Genomic DNA, 20,741 nt, shown 5'->3' with positions numbered 1-20,741 from the left:
CGGATCAACCGCATGCAAATGACGGACGCATCGTGATGGCATCCTGGCTCGACTACACGCTCAACGGCCTCATCGTCGGCAACATCTATGCGCTGCTCGCGGTCGGGCTCGCGCTGATCTTCGGCGTGTCGCACCTGATCAACTTCGCGCACGGCTCGGTGTACATGGTCGGCGCGTTCATCGGCTGGCTGTGCCTGACGCGCTTCGGGTTGCCGCTGCCGGTCGCGCTCGCGGCGGTCGTCGTCGGCTGCGGCGCGCTCGGCGTCGCGATCGAGCGGATCGGGCTGCGGCCGCTGCGCCATGCGGCGCGGATCGCGCCGCTGCTCGCGACGATCGGCATCAGCTTCATCCTCGACCAGCTCGCGCAGCTCGCATTCGGCGCGGACCCGCGCGCGGTGCCGACGCCGCTGCCCGACTGGCACCTGCGGATCGCCGGCGCGACGCTCGGCTCGCTCGACCTGCTGATCGCGGGCATCGGCATCGCGGCGGCCGCGCTGCTGTACGGCTTCCTGCGCTTCACGCGGCTCGGCTGGGCCGTGCGCGCGACCGCGCAGGATCGCGACGCGGCGCTGCAGATGGGCGTCGACGTCGACCGCGTGAACCAGACCGTGTTCGCGATCGCGTGCGCGCTCGGCGGCGTGAGCGGGCTGCTGGTCGGCATGTACTACAACAGCATCGATCCGGCGATGGGCTTTCAGGCGACGCTGAAGGGCGTGGTCGCGCTCTTGATCGGCGGGCTCGGCAACGTGCCGGGCGCGATCGCGGGCAGCCTGCTGCTCGGTCTCGTCGAAAGCTACGGTGTCGCGCTGTTCGGCACGAGCTATCGCGACCTGTTCGCGTTCGGGCTGCTGATCGTGTTCCTTGTATGGAGGCCGAACGGCTTGTTCAGCGCGAACCGCGCGCTGCCGCCCGAGCCGATGACGGGCACCTTCCTCGCGGCCGCGAAAGCCGTGCGCGTGCCGCGCCCGGTGCTCGTCGTGCTGATTGCGCTGGCGGCCGTGCTGCCGTGGCTCGGCGCGTCGCCGTACGTGCTGCAGACGCTGACCAATGCCTGGCTGTACGGCCTGCTCGCGCTGAGCCTCACGCTCGTCGCGGGCACGGTCGGGCAGATTTCGCTCGGGCACGCGGCGCTGCTGGTGATCGGCGCGTATGCGTCGGCGCTGCTGTCGTCGGATCTCGGCTGGTCGCCGGCCGTGACGATCCCGTGCGCGGGCGCGATCACGGCCGTGCTCGGCACGCTGCTCGTCTATCCGGCGTTCCGGCTGCGCGGGCACTACGTGTCGATCGCGACGCTCGGCATCGGCGAAGTGGTGAGCCTCGTGATCCTGAACTGGGACGGCCTCACGCGCGGCCCGCTCGGCGTCACCGGCATCGCGCCGCTGCCGTGGGCGACGACCGCGCGCGCCGCGTACTGGTTCACGTTCGCGGTGCTCGTCGGGTTCGCGCTCGTGCAGGTGCGGCTGTTGCGCTCGCATCTCGGCCGCACGCTGCGCGCGGTGCGCGAGGACGATGTCGCCGCACGCGCGCACGGCATCGCGCCGAACCGCTACAAGGCGATCGCGTTCGCGGTCGGCGGCGTCGCGGCCGGCGTGAGCGGCGGCATCGCCGCGCACCTGTACAGCTACATCAATCACCAGACCTTCGATTCGCAGGTGTCGATCCTCGCGCTGACGATGGTGATCCTCGGCGGGCTCGGCAACGTGCTGGGCGGCATCGCCGGCGCGGTTGCGCTGATCGGGCTGCCCGAGCTGTTCCGCTGGGCGGCCGACTACCGGATGCTGATCTACGGCGTCGTGCTGCTGCTGCTCGTCCGGTTCCGGCCGCAGGGCTTGCTCGGCACGGTGTGAGGAGAAATGCGATGACGACCCATCGACCCTTGCTCGACGTGCAGGGCCTGACGCGCCGCTTCGACGGCGTGACCGCGCTCGACGGCGCGAGCCTGACGCTGGCCGACGGCGAACTGCTGAGCGTGATCGGGCCGAACGGCGCGGGCAAGTCGACGCTGTTCAACCTGATCGCGGGCGCCGACCGGCCCGATGCCGGCCGCGTGACGTTCGACGGCCGCGACATCACGGGCACGGCGCCTGAACGGCTCGCGGCGCTCGGCATCGCGCGCACGTTCCAGCACGGCCGCGTGTTCGGCAACCTGAGCGTGCTCGACAACGTGCTGATCGGCGCGCATGCGCGGCTGCGTGCGGCGCGGCCGGGGTGGCCCGCGCTCGGCGCGGCGGCCGAGGTGCTGCGCGCGCTCGTGCGGCCCGCATCGGTGCGGCGCGAGGAAGCGGCGCTGCGCGAAGAGGCGCGCGCGATCGTCGCCGGGTTCGGCGAACGGCTCACGCCGCGCATCGACCATCCGGCGCACAGCCTGTCGTATGCGAACCGGCGGCGCGTGGAGATCGGCCGCGCACTCGCGCTGCATCCGCGCCTGCTGCTGCTCGACGAACCGACGGCCGGGATGAACGAGACGGAGACGGCCGAGATGCTGCAACTGATCCAGTCGCTGAAGGCGCGCGGCCTGACGATCCTGCTGATCGAGCACAAGCTCGAACTCGTGATGCGCGTGTCGGACCGCGTGATGGTGCTCGACAACGGCGTGAAGATCGCCGAAGGCGCGCCGCGCGACGTGCGGCACGATCCGCGCGTGATCGAGGCATACCTCGGCCGTCGCCATGCGGGCGGTGCGGCCGCGGCGCGCACGACGCAGGCGGCCGCATGACCGCGCTTTCCTCCGGACCCGACACGACCATGACCGACGCGCTGCTGAAACTCGAACACCTCGATACGTTCTACGGGCCGGTGCAGGTGCATTTCGACGTGAGCTTCGAAGTCGGCCGCGGGCAGATCGTCAGCCTGCTCGGCGGCAATGCGAGCGGCAAGTCGACGACGATGAAGCTGATTCTCGGGCTGATGCGGCCGCGTCGCGGCGTCGTGCGCTTCGACGGCGACGACGTGACGGCGCTCGCGACGCCGCAGCGCGTGCGGTGCGGGATCGCGGCCGTGCCCGAGGCGCGGCGGCTGTTCGGCGACATGAGCGTGCGCGAGAACCTGCTGATGGGTGCGTATACGCGCGGCGACCGCGCGGCGGTGGCGGAAGACTACGAGCGCGCGCTCGACCTGTTTCCGCGTGTGCGCGAGCGGCTCGCGCAGCGCGCCGGCACGCTGTCGGGCGGCGAGCAGCAGATGCTCGCGATGGCGCGCGCGCTGATGGCGCGGCCGAAGCTGATCTGCATGGACGAGCCGACGATGGGGCTGTCGCCGCTTTACGTCGACAAGGTGCTCGAACTGATCGATGCGATCAACCGGCAGGGCGTGACGGTGTTCATGGTCGAACAGAACGCGAGCCTCGCGCTGGAGATCGCGCACTTCGGGTATGTGTTGCAGACCGGACGTGTGGTGCTCGAAGGGTCGGCGAAGGCGTTGCTCGACGACGAGCGCGTGCGCGATGCGTATCTGGGCGGGGAGGCTGTGGCGGGGTAGTTGGCGCAGGCGTCCCATCGAACCTGCGCCGGAGTCCCGGCTCTACGCTTTCGTCGTGTCCGCTCCCGCCGCCCGCGGAAACGTCAGCACCACCGCAAACCCGCCCGCATCGGGAAACGCGAACCCGATGCGCCCGCCGTGCGCCTTCATCACTTCCTGCACGATCGCGAGCCCGAGGCCCGACCCCGTGCGCCGCTCGCTGCCGTCCGGCGCGATCCGCACGAACGGCTGCAATGCGGCGTCCCAGTGCTCGCGCGGAATTCCGCGGCCGTTGTCGGTGACGGTCAGCGTGACCGCGCCGTCGGCGTTGCCCGCGGTTGCGACCGATACGACGATGTCGTCCGCGTGACCGTGCAGCAGCGCGTTGTGCAGCACGTTCGACAGCGCCTCCTGCAGGCTGATCGCATCGCCGTCGATCCACGCCAGCGGCGCGTCGCTCGCGAACGCGACGGCAACATCGCGCTCGCCCGCGAGCGGAATCGTGCGACCGAGCACATCCTTCGCGAGCGCGATGAGTTCGACCGGTTGCAACGGCACGGCCTCGATACGATGGATCACCATCGCGTGATTGAGTAACTGGCCGGTGAGGCGACCGACGTCCGCGCTGGTCGCGCGCAGCGCGTCGAGGCGCGCCGCATGGCGCGCGGGATCGGACTCGCCGTCGAGCAATTCGATTTGTGCATCGAGCCGCGCGAGCGGCGTGCGCATCTGGTGCGCGGCGTCGGCGATGAAGCGCTGCATCGCGTTGATCCGTTCGGCCAGGCGGTGCATCAGCCCGTTGATCGACCCGATGATCGCGTCGATCTCGCTCGGCGTGTCGACGGCCACCGGCCGCAGGTCGGCCGGGTCGCGCGCGGCGATGATCGTGCCGATCTGCGCGAGCGGGCGCAGGCCGCGCCGGATCGCGAGGCCGCTCGCGCCGATCGCGAGCACGCTCATCAGCAGGATCAGCGTCCACACCTTGATGCTCATGTCGTTCGTGAGCTGCTGGCGCGCGTTGGTGGTTTGCGCAACGGTCACGAGCGCCCAGCCCGGCGTGCTTTCCTCGGGCATGTAGCGCGCGATGGTCGCGGTGCGGATCCGGTGCCCCTGGTAGACGGCGTTCGCGAACGCGGGGCCCTGTTTCGCGGCGGCGAGCGTCGCGGAGCTCGCGAGATCGTTGTAGCCGGCCACGACGATGCCGCGCGAATCGACGACCTTGTAGTAGACGAGGTCGTAGCGCGACAGCGTCGACAGCGCGGCCACCGGCGGATTCAGTGCGAGCACGCCGCCTTGCACGTAGAGGTTCTCCGCAACCTGGATCGACGCGCCGGCGAGCAACTGATCGTACGCGCGTTCGGCCGCGACGCCCGCGTAGTAGCGCGCGATCGCCGCGAGCGCGAGCGCGCCGGTCGCGACGACGAGCGCGATGAACAGCAGCGTGCGTCCGAACAGCGTCTTCGGGAACCAGTCAGTGCGCGGCAATCTGATACCCCATCCCGCGCGCGGTGCGGATCTCGACCGAGCTGCCCTGAAGCTTCCTGCGCACGCGCGTCACGTATTGCTCGACCGCGTTCGCGGTCGGCTCGTTGCCGAAGCTGAACAACTGGTTCAGCAGCTCGTCCTTCGAGATGATGCGTTGCGGGCGGCTCGCGAGGATTTCGAGCAGCGCGAATTCCTGGCGCGACAGCGACAGCGGCTGGCCGTCGAGTTCCGCGAGGCGGCTGCTGCGGTCGATCACGAGGCCGCCGAGCGTCAGCACGTCGTTCGCGTGGCCGCTGTTGCGGCGCAGGAGCGCCTGCACGCGCGCGTCGAGCTCGCGGTAGTCGAACGGTTTCACCAGATAGTCGTCGGCGCCGAAGCCGAGGCCGCTTACGCGGTCGTCGATCGCCGAGCGCGCGGTGACGAGCAGCACGGGCGTCGTGCTGCCCGACGCGCGCAGGTTGCGCAGTACCGTGAAGCCGTCCATGCCGGGCAGGTTCGCATCGAGCACGACGAGGTCGAAGCGCTCGACGCGCAGCAGCCCGTTCGCGGTCGCGCCGTCGGTTTCGAGATCGACCGCGTGGCCGAGCCGCGCCAGGCGGTTGCGGATCGCCGCGCCGATTTCGGCATCGTCCTCCACGACGAGAATGCGCATGGTGCTGTTTTGCAGGTGGGTGGATTAGGGGTTTTCCCGGGGCCGGGATGTCAGCATTTTCTCAGACTCGGTCGATAACCTGTGTCGAGCCGGAAGCAGCACGCAAGGACGGCATTAATACCAGAAATATTCCAGGAGACGGCAGCATGCAGCAAGTCACGGGCACGACGCATGCGCGGCGCCACGCAACGCCGGCCTTCGCGTGGCCGCTTGCCTGCCGTCGCACGGCGGCACGCGCATGACGATGTCGCCGCGCCGCCGCGCATTGATCGCCGCCGGGCTCGGCGTGCTCGCCGCGCCGTCGCTCGTGCGCGCGAAGCCGCGCACGGTCCGGATCTCGAAAGGCTATGGCGTGCTGTATCTGCCGCTGCTCGTGATGGAAAAACAGCGGCTGTTCGAGCGGCACGCGGCGCGGCATGGCGTGCGCGACGTGGCGGTCGACTGGGTGCTGCTCGACGGCGGCAATTCCGTCAACGACGCGATGATGGCCGGCACGCTCGATTTCGCGGGCGCCGGCGCGCCGGGTTTCATCGAGCTGTGGGCGCGGGCGCGCGGCATTCCGAACGTCGAGGTGATCGGCATCAGCGGGCTGTCGACCACGTCGCTGTCGCTGAACGCGAATCGTCCTGGCCTCATGTCGCTGCGCGACTTCACGCCGTCCGACCGGATCGCGGTGCCCGGCATCCGCACGTCGCTGTCGGCTGTCGTGCTGCAGATGGTCGCGAGCCGGCAGCTCGGCCCCACGCATTTCGCGCAGCTCGATTCGATCACCGTGAACCTGCCGCATCCGCAGGCGATGCAGGCGCTGATCCGCCGCGAGAACGGCGTCACCGCGCACTTCACGTCGCCGCCGTTCTCGACGCTCGAGTTGCGGCAGCCGGGCATCCACCGTGTCGTGAGCTCGGTCGACGTGCTCGGCCCGCTGACGCTCGACGTCGTGTTCGCGCCGAAGCGGCTCGTCGATACGGAGCCCGCGTTGGCCGCGGCGTTTCTCGGCGCGCTCGACGAAGCGAACCGCCTGATCGTGCAGGACCCGCGCGCGGCGGCCGCGCTCTATGCGGCGTCGTCGGGCGTCGGCGTGTCGCACGACGACGTGATGCGGATGCTCGCCGCGCCCGACACGCGCTTCTCGGTGCGGCCGAATCAGTTGATGGACTACGTCGAATTCCTGTACCTGGCCGGCACGATCAAGGCGAAGCCGCGCGCGTGGCACGAGATGTTCGCGCCGATGCTCGACGACTACCGGTCGGGCTGAGCGCCGCCGGCTTCCGCCGGGCCCCATTCATCGAAATACGCCGCGCCCGCACCTTCGTTGCGCGCGGCGCCGATTCAACCGACACACAACCGATTCATGTAAGGAGCCTGCAGTGAACGCTACCGAAACCCTGGACCCCGCGTCCGCCGAAGAACAGCGCATCATGTCGAAGGTGGCGCGGCGCCTGCTGCCCATTCTCGTCGTGATGTTCCTGATCGCGTTCATCGACCGGCAGAACGTCGGCTTCGCGAAGCTGCAGATGGTGCACAGCCTCGGGATGACGGAGGCTGCGTTCGGGCTCGCGTCGTCGCTGTTCTTCATCGGCTACCTGCTGTTCGAGGTGCCGAGCACGCTTGCGCTGCATCGCTACGGCGCACGCGTCTGGCTCGCGCGGATCATGCTGACGTGGGGCCTCATTACGGTGCTGATGGGCTTCACGACGTCGATGCCCGCATTCTGCTCGCTGCGCTTCCTGCTCGGCATCGCCGAGGCCGGCTTCTATCCGGGCGTGATCTACTACCTGACGCTGTGGTTTCCGCAAAGCTATCGCGCGAAGGTGCTCGGCATCTTCACGCTCGGCAGCGCGCTCGCGAACATGCTCGGCTCGCTGGTCGGCGGCGTGCTGCTGAGCCTGAACGGCGTGTGGGGGCTGGCGGGCTGGCAGTGGGTGTTCATTGCGACCGGCATCCCGGCCGTGATCGTCGCGATCGTCGTGTTCCGCGTGCTGCCCGCGTCGTTCCGCGAGGCGCCGTTCCTCGACGAGCGCGAGAAGCAGATCGTCGCGGCCGCGCTGGAACGCGAGAAGCCCGCGCAGGCCGAGCATGGTCAGCCGTGGAAGGCGCTGCTCGATCCGCGCGTGATGCTGTTCGCGGCGACCTACATGCTGATGTCGACGTCGCTGTACGGCGTCACGTACTGGCTGCCGACGCTGGTGAAATCGTTCGGCGTGTCGAGCGGCACGAACGGCTTCCTGAGCATGCTGCCGTGGGCGCTCGCGGTGCTGCTGCTGTTGTGGCTGCCGGCGAAGCTGCGCCGCGCGAAGAGCATCCTGCGCACGATCGCGATCGTCGCGGCGCTCGGCGCGCTCGGCTTCCTGCTGAGCCTCGTGCTGCCGTCGACGCCGCTGCGCTTCATCGCGCTCGTGCTCGGCGGCGCATGCATCCCGCTGCTGTATCCGTGCTTCTGGTCGATGCCGCCGCGTTATTTCACCGGCGCGCGGGCGGCGGCGAGCGTCGCGGCGATCAACTCGATCGGCAATCTCGGCGGCTTCTTCAGCCAGAACCTGATGCCGTTCGCGGGCAAGGTGACGGGCACCGCGTTCGGGCCGATGATCGTGCCGATCGTGTGCCTCGCGCTGCTCGGGATCGGCGCGCTGGTCGCGTGGACGCGGTCGGAGCGGGGGATGGTGGCGGCGCGGGCGTGACGGCGGGCGGCGTCACCGCATCATCACCTGGTTTCCGACGACCTTGAAGTTGGTCGATACGTGCGCGTTGTTCGACAGCAGGTACTTGAGCGCGTGGATGTCCGGCGCGGTCGTCGAAAAGCGGTTCCCGCCGTCGAACATGAAGTCCCACGTGATGATGCCGCGACTGTATTCGGGCATGTCCACGTGGATCTCCTTCAGCGACGCAAGCGGATACGCGCGCTCGTGCCAGTCGAACAGGTGCCGCACGTAGAGGCGATCCGGCGTCACGATTTCGTAGCGCCGCAGGAACGGCGTCGCGACGACCAAGAGCACGGCGGTGAAGATCAGCAACGAGCGGGCCGCGCGCCACAGGACGGCCCGCGATGCGCGGCCGCGCGGCTTGGTGCGGTAGCGCTTGCAGGCGGATGGCACGATCATCGACACGCCGAACCACCAGATGACCGCGATGAACCCGAGCGGCACATTCATGAACGGCACCGAACAGGCGCCGACGAAGCTGGTCGGAAAATCCGGGAGGCGCGCGGTCGACACGAACCCGAGCCCGACATAGCTGCCGGCCGGATGCGGGATGAACAGGGCCGTCGTCAGAGCCTGCAGCGCGAGCAGGACGGGCCAGCACAGCAGCGACACCGCAAGCCAGCCGGCCGCGACGGCGCAGAAGCCGAGTACGTAGGTGAGGATGGTTTTCATCGTGGCGAAGGGGAGATCCGGGCGGCCGGCGCATCGACACGACGGATGTGCAGGGCGGCGACGAATTGTAGCGTCGTGCCGAGGCCCGTGCAGCAAATGCATCGCGATCAGCAGACTGACTCTTTGCGCGTCATGCTGATGCGCTGCCATGCGTTGCATAGGTGGCCTATGGAGCGTGCAATGAAAATGACGACGATGAATATGTTTCGAGATCGCATTGCGCGGCGACGCGTGCAGCGCGAGTTTGTCGCGCGTGGCGTGGCATCGCGCGACGAGGCGCGGCGGACCGGCGAATACATCGATGCTGCAAACGTTCAGGCAGAACTCGAGCGCATGCTGAAAGCGGCACGCGCGACGAAGGCAGTCGATTGAGCCTTCGGCACCGGGACACGTACGTCGCCGACCAGGTCGCGATTGTCGCCCCGGCACCTGCCTGCGCCACCGTAATCGCCGGACCTACCCGCGCGAAACCCCATCCCCGTCATGCGCAATCACCACCGGCGCGTGCGGCAGCGGAATATCCACCTCGACGGTCGTACCCTCGCCGAGCGTCGTCGTGATCTGCAGCGTGCCGCCGACGAGATACGCGCGCTCGCGCAAGCCGACCAGCCCGAACGAGCTCGACTTGCGCGGTACACCGGGATCGAATCCCGCACCGTCGTCGCGAATCGTCAGCGCGATCGCATCGTCCCTGTGCACGAGGTCCACGTCGGCATGCGACGCGGCCGCGTGTCGCGCGACGTTCGCGAGCGCTTCCTGCGCGATGCGGAACACGGCCGTCGCATACGGTTCGTCGAGCTGCAGCTCGGGCGGCTCGACATGCAGCGCGCACGCAATCCCGTGACGGTGCCGGAAATCCTCCACGAGCCATTGCATCGCCGCGGCGAAGCCGAGATCGTCGAGCATCAGCGGGCGCAGGTCGGATGCGATGCGCCGCGTCGCGGCCACCGCGCCGCGCGCCATCGTGTGCATCGTCGCAATCTTGCGCGCAAGCGGCGCGTCGTCCTGCGGCACCTGGTCGATCAGCCATTCGAGATCGTTCTTCAGCGCCGCGAGCGTCTGCGCGAGTTCGTCGTGCAACTCGCGCGCGATGCGGCGCTGCTCGGCTTCGCGCGCGGTCGCGCTGATCGCGGCGATCTCGCGCAGTTCCTCGCGTGACGCCTGCAGCGCGCGCTCGGCGCGCACGCGTTCCTCGACTTCGCGCCGCAGGTCGCGGTTCGACGCGCTCAGTTGCGCGGTGCGCGCGGCAACGCGCTGTTCGAGCCGTTCGTTCGCATCGTTCAACTGCGCGCTCTTTTGCGCGATGAGCAGATGCTGGTGACGCGCGCCGGCCAGTGCGCGCACCGTCTGCGCATGCAGCCGGCCGTTCTCGAACAGCATCGCGAACAGCACGACGGCCGACGCGACGAGTCCGTACGCGCGGCCTGCGTAGAAGCCGAGATCGAAGCGCCCGTGATTGAGCATCGACGACAGCGCGATGTCGAACAGCCAGGCGACGAGCACGGTCATCACCCACAGGTCGAGCACGGAATGGCGGCGCCGCTTCCGCCACATCAGCATCAGCGCGATCAGGTTCAGCCCCCAGACGACCGTGATCGCATTCGTCATCGTCGCGGCCATCCGGTTGCCGTGCATGATGCGCGGCAGCAGGTCGTGGCCGGCGGTCGCGAGCACTGCGAGCGCGACCGTCGCGCCGACCGCCCCGGCGATGCAGAGCACCACCGGGATCGCCGCATGGCGCTGCGGGGCCGGGATCGGGCGCGCGCGCGACGTGGTGCGCAGCAGCGCGTACGCGGCGACTGCCAGCGGAAAGCCGCCGTGCCAGAACAGGTACAGCCACGCGGTGGTCTGTTCGCCGGCACCGAGCAGGCCGGTCGGCGCGAACAGCCCCGGAAAGGTCAGCATGTGCGTGCCGGCCATGAAACCCGTGAACAGGTAGCCGCCCGCGAGCACGAGCAACGATTTTTCGCGCAGGATCGCGTACTGGCCGAGCAGGAGGCCGGCCGTCACCATGTCATTGACGACGATCGCCGACTGGTACACGGGGATGAACGCCCAGCCCGGTGCGAGCGGCATGCCCGCGAACGGCGCGAGCGCGACGAAGATCATGGCCGACACGATCACGGTCGCGAATGCGAGCCGTCGCTCGCGCCGGCCCGGCGGCAGCGACGACATGAACAGGTGCGACGCGTCCGGATCTGCGTCGTCCGGGGGCGTGGGCGGGAAGCCGAAGGCGGCCATCATGCGTCGTCGACGCCGGGGTCGAGATCGTGGCGCACCGCGTAGCGGACCAGTGCGGCTTCGTGCGGAAGTTCCATCTTTTCGAGGATCCGCGTCTTGTACGTGCTGACCGTCTTCGCGCTCAGCGCGAGTTCGGACGCGATCTGCGTGACGGTCTGGCCCGCGACGATGCGGCGCATCACGTCGAGCTCGCGCGTGGACAACCGTTCGTGCGGCAGCGTTCGAGCCGGCGCGCACTGCGTGCGCGCGAGGCTTTCGGCCGCCGACGGGCTCACGTAGACACCGCCCGCCGCGACCTTGCCGACGGCCTCGACGAGCTCGGCGGTCGCGCTGTCCTTCGTCAGGAAGCCGGTTGCGCCGGCCTTGAACGCGCGCGCCGCGTACTGCGCCTCCGTGTGCATCGTCAGCACGAGCGTGCGCAGCGACGGCGCATGGCTCTTGAGCAGCCGGATCAGCTCGACGCCGGTCGGTGCGGGCATCGACAGGTCGAGCAGCAGCACGTCGGCGACGGCGCGCTCGGCCAGCGCGAGCGTGGCCGGGCCGTCGCTCGCCTCGCCGACAATGGCGAAGCCGCCGGCCATCTCCAGGATGTGACGCAGTCCGTCCCGCATGACTGCGTGATCGTCAGCCAGAATTACCCTGATCATCTTCCAGCGATCCTCTTCGGGATGGCGCGGCGAACTGCTGTCCGGATGCCGCCGCGGCCGTTCTTCTGACCAATATATTCCGTCGAATCCCAAAACGATACACATCCGGGAAATTTTCGAGATAGCCGATTGCGGAATGTGTACTGGAACGAAATAATCGATGGGACAGGGCTCGGCGTGGAGTGCGTGCGTCAGGGTATTCCCTGATTCCTGCCGAGCGCGGGGCGGGCCGGCACGGCGTCACGCGAACCGCCCCGCGAGCGGCCCCGATTCGGGACTAAACTGGTGCCCGATGCCACCGCGCCAACCGAGGAGCCTCGCGATGATCGACCTTGCCGATATCCTGCCGTCCGCATTGCCCGCCGCCGTCGCATGGGCCGAAGCGGAGGCGGCGCGCGGGATCGCGCAGGGCGCGCCGCTGACGCCGGCGCAGGCCGACGACGCGCGCAAGGTCGGCGTCGCGCAGCCGGAGCGGATCCGCGTCGTGATCGTCGACCGCATGCCGTTCCCCGATACGCCGTCGCTGGCCGGGATCGCGCGCGACACGGGGCTGCTGTCGCCGGGGACGATCGGGCTCACGCTCGACCATGCGGTGTTCGTACTGCGCGGGCAAGACACGCGGCGCCTGCTGACCCACGAATTCCGTCACGTGCATCAGTACGAGGCCGCCGGGTCGATCGGCGCGTTTCTCGCGCGCTACCTGCACGAGATCGCGACGGTCGGGTACCACGACGCGCCGCTCGAGGTCGACGCGCGGCAGTACGAGTTCGATTGACCCCTGACGCCGGCGCGACCGCGCGTACCTTGCGATGAACGTTCCCCACGCCACTGCCGGCCCGGTGTTCCCACACCGGGCCGCGCCGCTTCGGAGCGCGCGATGAGCGACACGATCCACGCGTGGATCGGCGCGATCGGCGCGCATCCGCTGCTCGTGCTGGCGATCGTGTTCGTGACGGCCTGCGCCGAGGCGATCGCGCTGGTCGGCACGGTCGTGCCGGCCGGTGCCGTGATGTTCGCGGCCGGTGCGCTGATCGGCGCGGGCGCGCTCGACGGGTGGACGACGATCGGCGTCGCGGCCGTCGGCGCCGTGGTCGGCGACGGGATCAGCTACGAACTCGGGCGGCACTATCGCGGGGTGATCCGTAACGCGTGGACGCGCCTCGGCTACGCGGCAGCTTACTCGCGCGGCGAGGAGTTCGTGCTGCGCCATGGCATCAAGAGCATCGTGCTCGCGCGCTTCCTCGCGCCGGTGCGCGCGGTCGTGCCGGTCGTCGTCGGCTGCGCGACGCTGCCGCGCCGGTCGTTCTATCCGGTCAACGTGATATCGGCACTCGTGTGGGCGCCCGTGCACATCGCGCCGGGCATCCTGTTCGGCGCATCGGCCGCCCTGGCCGCGGCGGTCAGCGTGCGGGTCGCCGCGATCCTGATGGTCGTCGCCGCGCTGGTCGCGCTCGTGTGGATCGGCGTGCGCGTCGCGCTGCGGCGCGGCTGGCCGCTGCTGCGCCGCGCGCTCGTCGAAGTCGTGCACGCATGCGCGCGCCGCTGGCCGCGGTTCGGCGCGCGGCTGCACGACACGATCGCGCGCGTGCGCCGCCTGCCGGGCGCGGTGCCCGTGCTCGCGCTGCTGTTCATCGGCTGCGTGTGGCTGTTCGCGGGCGTCGTGCAGGATGTCGTCGCGAACGATCCGCTGATGCACGCGGACATCGCGCTTTACGCGTTCCTGCAGAACCTGCACACGCCGCCCGTCGATGCCGCGATGAGCGCGCTCGCGGTGCTGCACGGGCACGATACGGGGCTGATCGTCGCGGCCGCGTTTCTCGTCTGGCTGATGATCCATCGCTGCTGGCTGACAGCCGTGTGGTGGCTCGCGACGGTCGGCGTCGCCGTCGTGCTCGTGCCGGCGTTCGGCGCGGGCGTGCCCGGCGCGACGCCCGCGAGCCTGCCGCCCGGCGCGCTGCACGTGCCGCTGCCCGATGCCGACGCCGCGTTCGCGATCCTCGCGAGCAGCGGCCTCGGCTGGGTGCTGGCGCGGGACCGGCCCGCGCTGTGGCGCATTCCGGTCGTGACGGCGGTCGTGCTGTGGATCGTGCTCGGCGGCTTCGCGCGGCTGTACGTCGGCGATACGTGGCTGTCGGGTCTGCTCGGCGGCTGGAGCCTCGGGCTGGCGTGGTTCGCGTTGCTCGCCGGCGCCTATGCATACTGGCGCGTGCGCGAGCATGTGCAGCCGAGGGGCGCGCTGGTCGCGGTGGTCGTGGTGCTCGCGACGGCCGGCGTCTGGACGGTTCCCGCGCAATGGCAGCTCGACCGCGCGGCGCGCCCGCATGTCGGCGACGTGGTCGCGATGACCGTCGACCAGTGGATGCGCGGCGGGTGGCAGCGCGTGCCGACGCGGCGCACCGAGATCGGCGGCGATCGCGAGGAATATCTGCCGCTGCAATGGAGCGCGACGTCGGACACGCTCGATCGCCATCTCGCGCAGGCCGGCTGGCAGCGCGCGACGCCGTGGTCGCCGGCGACCGCGCTGCGCTGGCTGTTGCCGCAGGCGCCGGCCGATACGCTGCCCGTGCTGCCGCGCTATACGCACGGTGAAAGCACGCGCCGCGTGTTCGTCCGCGTCGATCCGGGCCACCCTGAAAGCCGCCTCGTGCTGCGGCTGTGGCGTTATCCGTACGTGTTGCAGGATGCGCTCGGCACGCGGCCGCTGTGGTACGGCGCGCTGTATCGCGAGACGCTGCACCGGCCGGCGCGGCTGATGACGATCGTGCGTACGACGACGATCGACGATGCAGCGGCGATCGCTCAGGCGCTGGCGGTCGAGCCGACGATCGCGCATCCGCCGGCGGGGATGACTGCCGTGCCGGCCGAGATGCTGCTCGTGTGGATGATCAGGCCGTGAGCGGGCAGGCCGGCAGTGCGCCGCTTACGCGTGCGCCGGCTGCGCGGGGACGACGGACAGGCGCAGGCCGACGGTCTTGAGCACCGCGAGCAGGGTTTTCAGCGTCGGGTTGCCGTTGGGCGACAGCGTGCGATACAGCGATTCGCGGCTGATGCCGGCTTCGGCGGCGACGGCGCCGAGCCCGCCGTACGCTTCCGCGACCGTGCGCAGCGCGAGCAGGCCGGCTGCGCGGTTGTCGGGATCGTCGAGCGATTCCATTGCGACGCGCAGATAGGCCACCGCGAGTTCGCGATCGGCGCCGAGTTCGGCGACTTCCGCGTCGTGGTGCGATACCGCGCCTTTGAGTGTGGTCACATTTGCCTCCGTTTCCAGTTCGACCAGTGTTCCTTTACGCGCCTGATGTCGTCGGGTTGACTGCCCTTGTTGCCACCGGACAGCAGCAGCACCAGTGCACCGCCGTGCCGGCCGAAGTACACGCGATAGCCGGCACCGACATGGATGCGCAGTTCGATTACGCCTTCGCCGACAGGCTCGCAATCGCCGAAGTTGCCCGTCTGCACACGGCGCAGGCGTTCGCGAATCCGCGCCTGGGCGAGCTTGTCGCGCACGGCGTTCAGCCATTCGGTGAAAGGCTCGCGACCGTCGTCGAGCTGATAGCGAAGCAGTTCGAACTTGGATAGCATTGTAACTTATAAGCTACAAAAAGGGTGAAGGGAACGAGGCGGCCATGCGGCCGGCCACAGGCCGTGTGAACGGGGTGCGATGCACGCGTTGCCGGTCGTCGGATCGAGACGGCATGCAACGCAACGGCGCCGCGGCCGGAGCGCATGCAGCGCCTTCATGGTTCGGGGTTTCAGGCAGCGAAGCCGGCTTCCCGGACGACGATCATTCTTTCATCCGGTGCGTACGGCGGCGATTCGGCCGAATGGCCTGTGTCGATGGCGCGATGACGAGGCACGCGCCGAGTGTGGGGTGTCGGGAGGGAGTGACGTGAACGGCAAACCTGCCGGCGCCGGCGCGTCGCGCGCCTTGCATGCCGGCAGGTCTTCCCGCATTACTGCTTCGCCGGCGCGGCCGTCGCGACCTTGTCGAGCGCGGCCGGGATGTACGTGTCGAGCTGCGCGGTCACCGATTCGTAGAAGTCGATCGGCTTGCCCCATGCGTCGGGCACGTCGACGTGCTTTCCGGACGCATATTCGGCGAGCGTGAACACCTTGCCGGCCGCCGACGGATAGAGCGCGAGCACCTTCTCCTTGTGCTTGTCGGTCATCGTCAGGATCACGTCGGAATGCTTGACGTCGTTCGCGTTCAGTTGCACCGCGCGGTGCGCGGACGTATCGATGCCGCGCCGCTTCATCAGGATCACGCCGTTTTCCTCGGGCTTTTCGTCGTACGGATCCTCGTCGACCGCGCGCGAAATCACCGCGACATGCGCGTGGCGCTGCGCGATCAACTGGCCCGCGATCGCTTCGGCCATCACGCTGCGCCCGGTGTTGCCGGTGTCGACGAACGCGACCTTCTTCGGTTCGTCGGCGAATGCCGACGTCGCGCACTGGATGCCGACGCAACAGAGCAGCGCAAGCGCGTTGAGGGTGTGGCTTCTTTTCATTGATGTCTCCGCCAGGGTGGGGTGAGGTCGCCGCGGCATCGCACCGAGGCTTGCGGGAGATCATGACGGCCGTGTGCGACGGAAAAAAATAAACGACCGGTTTTCGCAAGACGGTGTCGCTTCGTTGCAAGCGGGCACGGTGGCGGCGCATGCGTCGTGCGGCGGTCGGGGCAGCCGGGAACCGCTGCCCCGATCGCCGCGCGTTAGCGCTTCATCGTTACGCCGTTGCGGCGACGCGTTCAGATGCAAACCTCGCCAGCGTCCGCAATGCGTCCCGCGCCGACCTCAGGTAAAACGCCTGCAGATGAAACACATGCCAGCGCGCCGCATGAATCTCCAGCCGGCACGGCACGCCGCACGCGGCCGCATGATGCGCGAGCCGCTGCGCATCCGACAGCAGCACCTCCTGATCGCCGGCCTGGACCAGCATCGGCGGCAGGCCGTGCAGGTCGGTGTCGAGCGGGCCGCGCGCCGCGGCCGAGCCGGCGCCGTGATACCAGCGCAGCCCCTGTTCGAGCCAGCCGCGACGGATCATCGGATCGTCGAGACGGCGCGAAGCGAGCGTCGCGCCGCCGAGCGCGGGGTCGGTCACGGGCGAGATCAGCAGCAGTGCGGCCGCGGCCGGCTCGCCGCGCTCGCGCAGCGCAATGGCGAGCGCCAGCGCGAGCGCGCCGCCGGCCGAATCGCCGGCGATCACGATCCGGTGCGGCGCATAACCCTGCGTGCGCATCGCGTCGTATGCGGCCAGCGCATCGTCGAGCGCCGCGGGGCTCGGATGCTCGGGCGCGAGCCGGTAATCGGGCACCCACACCGGCAGCCCGGCATCGTTCGCGAGCCGCGTCGTCACGCCGCGATGCGTATGCGGCCCGCCGAGACAGAACGCGCCGCCGTGCAGATAGAGGATCGCGCCGCCCGTATCGCCGCGTTTCGGCGCGACCACCTCGACCGGCACGCCGTCGGCGGACGTGCGGTAGCGCAGCGTGCCGCCTGCGCCGGGCATCAGCGGCGCCAGCAATGCGACGACGCGGCGCTGCATGCGCGCACCGAACGGCGGCCCGATCAGCGGCCGGAACGCGACGCGCAGGAAGCCGCGCAGCGACGCGGCGGCGAGCGCCTCCAGTCCGCCGGCGGGCGGTGCGACCACCACGCCGTGCGTCGGCGCGGCGGCATCGGGCAGCGGATGCGTGAAGCGGTACGCGGACAGCCCGGTGAAGCGCGTGATCCATCGGTAGCTCAGCGTGAAGCCCGGCCAGTTCGTGCTGTTGTGCCCCGACGCATCGACGTACCAGCTCTTGCAACTGCTCCACACCGAACCTTCGAGCCGCTGCTGCACATGCACGTTGTAGCGCCGGTAGCGGCGCGCGTCGACGTCGATCGCGGATGCGCCGTCGCGCCGCATCGCGCGCACGCAGCGCATCACGTGCGCGATCTGGCTTTCGAGCATGTAGACGATCGAGTTGTGGCCGAGGTTGGTGTTCGGGCCGTACAGCATGAAGAAGTTCGGAAAGCCGGGCACGGTGAGCCCGAGATACGCCTGCGCGCCGCGTCGCCATGCGTCGTTCAGGTCGAGCCCGGCGCGGCCCGTGATGCGCATCGGCGACAGGAACTCGGTCGCCGCGAACCCCGTGCCGTAGACGATCGCGTCGACCGGATGGTGCACGCCGTCGGCGGTCTCGATCCCGTCCTCGGTCACGCGCCGGATCCGCTGCGTGACGAGCTCGACGTTGTCGCGGCTCATCGCGGCGAGGTAGTCGCTCGACAGCAGGATGCGCTTGCAGCCGATCGGGTAGTCGGGCGTGAGCCGTTCGCGCAGCGCGGCGTCCGGCACGTCGCGCGCGAGCAGCTTGCGGAACGGCCGGCCGACCGCGACATCCATCAGCCCGTGCAGCCGCGTAAACGCGATCGCGCGCGATTCGTAGCGCAGGTAGATCGACGCGCGATGCAGCTTCATCGCCCACGGCAGCCGGCGGAACAGTGCCTTCTCCCACGGGCGATACGCGCGGTCGGGGCGCGGCGTCACGTAGGCCGGCGAGCGCTGAAACACGACGAGACGCTGCACGTCGCCGGTGATCGCCGGGACGAACTGGATCGCCGACGCGCCGGTGCCGACCACCGCCACGCGCTTGCCGGCGAGCGGAGTGTCGTGATCCCAGTGCGCGGAGTGGAAGGCGCGGCCGCGAAACGTGTCGATGCCCGGCAGGTCGGGCATCGCGGGGCGGCTCAACTGGCCGGTGCCGCTGACGAGCACGGCGGCGCTCAGCGTCGTGCCGTCGGCCAGCGTGACGCGCCACAGCGCACGGGCTTCGTCGTACCGCGCGCGCTCGACTTCGGCGCCGAAGCGCAGATGGCGCGCGAGGCCGTACTTGCGCGCGCAATGCTGCAGGTACGCATGGATTTCAGGCTGCGGCGCGAAGACGCGCGACCACGCCGGATTGGGCTCGAACGAGAACGAGTACAGGTGCGAGGGCACGTCGCACGCGGCGCCCGGGTAGCGGTTGTCGCGCCATACGCCGCCGACGTCGTGCGAGCGTTCGACGATCACGAAATCGTGAATGCCGGCGCGTTGCAGCGCGATTGCCATGCCGATGCCGGCGAAGCCGGCGCCGATGATGATCGCCGCAAGCGGCGCGGCGGATTCGGTCGGGCGGGAAGCATCAGGCGACAACATGGCGGGTTTCCTCCGGCTGGATGACATCGTGGGCGGCGCGCGACGCAAGATCGGCGTCGCGATCCGTCGTTGCGACGGCGGCTTCGGCATGCGGCCGCGCCGGCGTGCGGCACACGCCGCGAATCAGGTCGACGGCCTTCTCGGCGATCATGATCGTCGGCGCATTGGTGTTGCCGCCGATGAGCGTTGGCATCACCGACGCATCGACGATGCGCAGCCCCTGCAGGCCGCGCACGCGCAGTTGCGGATCGACGACGGCGAACGCATCGTGGCCCATCCGGCACGTGCCGACCGGGTGATACACGGTGTCGGTGCGCCGCCGCAGCACGTCGCGGATCTCGTCGTCGGTCGTGACGTTCGCGGTGAACAGGTCGCGCGTGATCCAGCCGGCGAGCGCCGGCGCTTCCATCAGCCGGCGCGTGATCCGGAAGCCCGCGACCATGTCGTCGAGGTCGCGCGGATCGTCGAAGAACGCGGGATCGATACGCGGCGCCGCGAGCGGATCGGCGCTATCGAGCGTGACCGAGCCGCGGCTGCGCGGCCGCAGCAGGCACACGTGGCACGACAGCCCGTGGCCGGCATGCAGCTTGCGCGCATGATCGTCGACGAGCGCGACGACGAAGTGCAACTGGATGTCCGGCGCGTCGAGGCCGGCGCGCGTCTTCAGGAAGCCGCCGCCTTCCGCGAAATTCGACGTCAGCATCCCGCGCCGTTCGCGGCGAAAACGCGCGAGCTCGCGCAGCATGCGCAGGCCGCCGCGTGCCGATACGCCCATCGTGTCGACACTGCGCGTGCGATAGCCGAGGATGAAATCCGGATGATCCTGCAGGTTGCGGCCGACGCCGGGCAGGTCGGCGTGTACCGGAATGCCGAGCCCTTGAAGTTCGCGGCCCGGGCCGATGCCCGACAGCATCAGCAACTGCGGCGTCTGCAGCGCGCCGGCCGCGAGCACGACTTCGCGCCGCGCACGCAAGGTGCGGACTTCGCCGCGCTGCCGCACTTCGACACCGATCGCGCGTGTCCCGTCGAACAGGATGCGCAGCACCTGCGCGTGCGTCTCGACCGTCAGGTTGTCGCGGCGGCCGACGTGCGGCAGCAGGTACGCGCGCGCCGCGCTCCACCGTTCGCCGTGCTTCTGCGTGACCTGGTAGAGGCCGATGCCTTCCTGCTGCGCGCCGTTGAAATCGTCGGTGAGCGGCAGGCCGGCCTGTTGCGCGGCTTCCAGGTAACGCGCATGGAACGGGTTGCCGGTGCGCAGGTCGCTGACCCACAGCGGGCCGTCGCGGCCGTGCCATGCATCGTCGAAGCGTTCGTTGTGCTCGCTCAGGCGGAAGTACGGCAGCACGTCGTCGTACGCCCAGCCCTCGTTGCCGAGCGCGGCCCAGCCGTCGTAGTCGACCCGATGGCCGCGGATGTAGACCATCGCGTTGATCGCGGACGAACCGCCCAGCGCCTTGCCGCGCGGCTGGTAGCCGATGCGCCCGCCGAGCCCCGGCTGCGGCACCGTGTCGAAGGCCCAGTTGTTGAGACGGGTCGGCATCATCGCGACCGCGCCGGTCGGCACGTTGACGATCGTGCTGTCGCCGCGGCCGCCGGCCTCGAGTACGCAGACGGTCACGGCTGGATCCTCGGTCAGTCGCCCGGCAACGACGCAGCCGCCCGAACCGCCGCCGACGACGATGTAGTCGAAAGTCTTGCTCATTGAATCGTCTCCTG

General features: G+C 69.5%; 18 protein-coding genes. 8 read left to right on the top strand and 10 right to left on the bottom strand.

The features are described 5' to 3' along the window. Positions 1-35 precede the first annotated feature (35 nt). The 3 genes from JYG32_RS25250 to JYG32_RS25240 are packed head-to-tail and all read left to right on the top strand — an operon-like array spanning position 36 to position 3,477. Positions 36-1,847, top strand: a complete 1,812-nt coding sequence (locus JYG32_RS25250; protein ID WP_213267377.1) for an ABC transporter permease — start codon at positions 36-38, stop codon at positions 1,845-1,847. A gap of 11 nt (positions 1,848-1,858) precedes the next feature. Beyond that, the gene (locus JYG32_RS25245; protein ID WP_213267376.1) at positions 1,859-2,716 is read left to right on the top strand and encodes an ABC transporter ATP-binding protein; all 858 of its coding nucleotides are present in this window, start codon (positions 1,859-1,861) and stop codon (positions 2,714-2,716) included. After that, the gene (locus JYG32_RS25240) at positions 2,713-3,477 is read left to right on the top strand and encodes an ABC transporter ATP-binding protein (protein WP_213267375.1); all 765 of its coding nucleotides are present in this window, start codon (positions 2,713-2,715) and stop codon (positions 3,475-3,477) included. The genes JYG32_RS25245 and JYG32_RS25240 overlap by 4 nt, the downstream gene beginning before the upstream one ends. 42 nt (positions 3,478-3,519) lie before the next feature. Here JYG32_RS25240 and JYG32_RS25235 read toward each other — a convergent pair whose 3' ends face one another. Together JYG32_RS25235 and JYG32_RS25230 are read right to left on the bottom strand one after the other, a co-directional pair. Continuing rightward, positions 3,520-4,941, bottom strand: a complete 1,422-nt coding sequence (locus JYG32_RS25235; protein ID WP_213267374.1) for a sensor histidine kinase — start codon at positions 4,939-4,941, stop codon at positions 3,520-3,522. Continuing rightward, positions 4,928-5,593, bottom strand: coding sequence for a response regulator transcription factor (locus JYG32_RS25230; protein WP_213267373.1), 666 nt, complete (start codon positions 5,591-5,593; stop codon positions 4,928-4,930). The genes JYG32_RS25235 and JYG32_RS25230 overlap by 14 nt, the downstream gene beginning before the upstream one ends. A 238-nt stretch (positions 5,594-5,831) precedes the next feature. Between JYG32_RS25230 and JYG32_RS25225 the strand changes: the two genes are divergently transcribed. Both JYG32_RS25225 and JYG32_RS25220 read left to right on the top strand, forming a co-directional pair. Further along, positions 5,832-6,848, top strand: a complete 1,017-nt coding sequence (locus tag JYG32_RS25225) for an ABC transporter substrate-binding protein (protein ID WP_213267372.1) — start codon at positions 5,832-5,834, stop codon at positions 6,846-6,848. A gap of 112 nt (positions 6,849-6,960) precedes the next feature. Further along, entirely contained in the window at positions 6,961-8,271 is a 1,311-nt protein-coding gene (locus tag JYG32_RS25220) for an MFS transporter (protein ID WP_213267371.1), read from the top strand. Between the two features lie 12 nt (positions 8,272-8,283). Here JYG32_RS25220 and JYG32_RS25215 read toward each other — a convergent pair whose 3' ends face one another. Beyond that, a complete protein-coding gene (locus tag JYG32_RS25215) occupies positions 8,284-8,964 on the bottom strand; it encodes a hypothetical protein (protein ID WP_213267370.1) in 681 nt (226 codons plus the stop codon). Between the two features lie 180 nt (positions 8,965-9,144). Here JYG32_RS25215 and JYG32_RS25210 point away from each other — a divergent pair, with 180 nt between their 5' ends. Further along, positions 9,145-9,336: a hypothetical protein gene (locus JYG32_RS25210; protein WP_283842750.1), complete on the top strand. Its 192-nt coding sequence runs from the start codon at positions 9,145-9,147 to the stop codon at positions 9,334-9,336. Between the two features lie 84 nt (positions 9,337-9,420). Here JYG32_RS25210 and JYG32_RS25205 read toward each other — a convergent pair whose 3' ends face one another. Together JYG32_RS25205 and JYG32_RS25200 are read right to left on the bottom strand one after the other, a co-directional pair. Further along, positions 9,421-11,208, bottom strand: coding sequence for a sensor histidine kinase (locus JYG32_RS25205; protein WP_213267369.1), 1,788 nt, complete (start codon positions 11,206-11,208; stop codon positions 9,421-9,423). Further along, positions 11,205-11,852 (bottom strand): response regulator, encoded by a 648-nt coding sequence (locus JYG32_RS25200; protein WP_213267368.1) that lies wholly within the window; start codon positions 11,850-11,852, stop codon positions 11,205-11,207. The genes JYG32_RS25205 and JYG32_RS25200 overlap by 4 nt, the downstream gene beginning before the upstream one ends. Positions 11,853-12,174: 322 nt before the next feature. Here JYG32_RS25200 and JYG32_RS25195 point away from each other — a divergent pair, with 322 nt between their 5' ends. Next, positions 12,175-12,627, top strand: a complete 453-nt coding sequence (locus JYG32_RS25195; RefSeq protein WP_213267367.1) for a hypothetical protein — start codon at positions 12,175-12,177, stop codon at positions 12,625-12,627. Positions 12,628-12,729: 102 nt separating this feature from the next. Further along, the gene (locus tag JYG32_RS25190; RefSeq protein WP_213267366.1) at positions 12,730-14,748 is read left to right on the top strand and encodes an LssY C-terminal domain-containing protein; all 2,019 of its coding nucleotides are present in this window, start codon (positions 12,730-12,732) and stop codon (positions 14,746-14,748) included. Between the two features lie 24 nt (positions 14,749-14,772). On the opposite strand, the gene JYG32_RS25185 is transcribed toward JYG32_RS25190, so the two are convergent. From JYG32_RS25185 to JYG32_RS25165, 5 genes are all read right to left on the bottom strand, one after another. Next, the gene (locus tag JYG32_RS25185; RefSeq protein ID WP_174382676.1) at positions 14,773-15,102 is read right to left on the bottom strand and encodes a DNA-binding protein; all 330 of its coding nucleotides are present in this window, start codon (positions 15,100-15,102) and stop codon (positions 14,773-14,775) included. Then, a complete protein-coding gene (locus JYG32_RS25180; RefSeq protein ID WP_213267365.1) occupies positions 15,099-15,431 on the bottom strand; it encodes a type II toxin-antitoxin system RelE/ParE family toxin in 333 nt (110 codons plus the stop codon). Before JYG32_RS25180 ends, JYG32_RS25185 begins: the two co-directional genes overlap by 4 nt. A 371-nt stretch (positions 15,432-15,802) precedes the next feature. Beyond that, positions 15,803-16,357 carry a protein tyrosine phosphatase gene (locus JYG32_RS25175; RefSeq protein WP_213267364.1) on the bottom strand — a complete coding sequence of 185 codons (555 nt, stop codon included), beginning with the start codon at positions 16,355-16,357 and terminating at the stop codon, positions 15,803-15,805. Positions 16,358-16,574: 217 nt separating this feature from the next. Then, positions 16,575-19,025, bottom strand: coding sequence for an alpha/beta hydrolase fold domain-containing protein (locus JYG32_RS25170; protein WP_213267363.1), 2,451 nt, complete (start codon positions 19,023-19,025; stop codon positions 16,575-16,577). Beyond that, a complete protein-coding gene (locus tag JYG32_RS25165; RefSeq protein WP_213267362.1) occupies positions 19,012-20,727 on the bottom strand; it encodes a GMC family oxidoreductase in 1,716 nt (571 codons plus the stop codon). The genes JYG32_RS25170 and JYG32_RS25165 overlap by 14 nt, the downstream gene beginning before the upstream one ends. Between the last annotated feature and the right edge of the window lie 14 nt (positions 20,728-20,741).

The sequence above is a fragment of the Burkholderia pyrrocinia genome (genome assembly GCF_018417535.1).
Taxonomy (GTDB): domain Bacteria; phylum Pseudomonadota; class Gammaproteobacteria; order Burkholderiales; family Burkholderiaceae; genus Burkholderia; species Burkholderia pyrrocinia_E.
This window is presented reverse-complemented; position numbering and strand designations above follow the sequence as displayed.

Excerpts from the sequence above, each read along its gene's own strand:
- JYG32_RS25170 (WP_213267363.1), bottom strand. The coding sequence starts at position 19,025 with ATGTTGTCGCCTGATGCTTCCCGCCCGACCGAATCCGCCGCGCCGCTT.
- JYG32_RS25180 (WP_213267365.1), bottom strand. The coding sequence starts at position 15,431 with ATGCTATCCAAGTTCGAACTGCTTCGCTATCAGCTCGACGACGGTCGC.
- JYG32_RS25245 (WP_213267376.1), top strand. The coding sequence starts at position 1,859 with ATGACGACCCATCGACCCTTGCTCGACGTGCAGGGCCTGACGCGCCGC.
- JYG32_RS25240 (WP_213267375.1), top strand. The coding sequence starts at position 2,713 with ATGACCGCGCTTTCCTCCGGACCCGACACGACCATGACCGACGCGCTG.
- JYG32_RS25250 (WP_213267377.1), top strand. The coding sequence starts at position 36 with ATGGCATCCTGGCTCGACTACACGCTCAACGGCCTCATCGTCGGCAAC.
- JYG32_RS25210 (WP_283842750.1), top strand. The coding sequence starts at position 9,145 with ATGAAAATGACGACGATGAATATGTTTCGAGATCGCATTGCGCGGCGA.
- JYG32_RS25205 (WP_213267369.1), bottom strand. The coding sequence starts at position 11,208 with ATGATGGCCGCCTTCGGCTTCCCGCCCACGCCCCCGGACGACGCAGAT.
- JYG32_RS25175 (WP_213267364.1), bottom strand. The coding sequence starts at position 16,357 with ATGAAAAGAAGCCACACCCTCAACGCGCTTGCGCTGCTCTGTTGCGTC.
- JYG32_RS25200 (WP_213267368.1), bottom strand. The coding sequence starts at position 11,852 with ATGATCAGGGTAATTCTGGCTGACGATCACGCAGTCATGCGGGACGGA.
- JYG32_RS25225 (WP_213267372.1), top strand. The coding sequence starts at position 5,832 with ATGACGATGTCGCCGCGCCGCCGCGCATTGATCGCCGCCGGGCTCGGC.
- JYG32_RS25190 (WP_213267366.1), top strand. The coding sequence starts at position 12,730 with ATGAGCGACACGATCCACGCGTGGATCGGCGCGATCGGCGCGCATCCG.
- JYG32_RS25230 (WP_213267373.1), bottom strand. The coding sequence starts at position 5,593 with ATGCGCATTCTCGTCGTGGAGGACGATGCCGAAATCGGCGCGGCGATC.
- JYG32_RS25215 (WP_213267370.1), bottom strand. The coding sequence starts at position 8,964 with ATGAAAACCATCCTCACCTACGTACTCGGCTTCTGCGCCGTCGCGGCC.
- JYG32_RS25195 (WP_213267367.1), top strand. The coding sequence starts at position 12,175 with ATGATCGACCTTGCCGATATCCTGCCGTCCGCATTGCCCGCCGCCGTC.
- JYG32_RS25165 (WP_213267362.1), bottom strand. The coding sequence starts at position 20,727 with ATGAGCAAGACTTTCGACTACATCGTCGTCGGCGGCGGTTCGGGCGGC.